The following is a 311-nucleotide window of genomic DNA, read 5'->3' as shown; positions in this document are numbered from 1 at the left end:
TTAGCATTCCTGTAGATCGTTATTTCTGAGCTTTGAAAAAAATAGGGCTCCTCAGTAAGATATGAGTAAGACACGACTCTAACTCAAACTTAGGAGGAACCCTTACTATGAAGTTTAAAATGCAGGACAAACAAAATCAACTAATAGAAAGAATTACTGATAAACATCTTGTGGTTGGTGTGGATATTGCACAACAATTTCACGTAGCCAGAGCAGTGAATTTCCGTGGGATTGTAGTAGGAGATCCAATCACTTTTCCAAACAACGAAGAGGGATTTTCGTCCCTGTTAATCTGGATTAATAGCATTAAA

At 37.0% G+C, this 311-nt stretch carries 1 pseudogene; it reads left to right on the top strand.

Annotated elements, in window-relative coordinates:
* Positions 1-107: 107 nt before the first annotated feature.
* Positions 108-311 (top strand): annotated as a pseudogene (locus tag JI665_RS28360) (IS110 family transposase); the annotation flags it as partial.

It is taken from the genome of Bacillus sp. NTK034, assembly GCF_017303275.1.
Taxonomy (GTDB): Bacteria; Bacillota; Bacilli; order Bacillales; family Cytobacillaceae; genus Cytobacillus.
The sequence above is the reverse complement of the archived record's forward strand: the minus strand, read 5'-3'. Positions and strand labels throughout refer to the sequence as shown.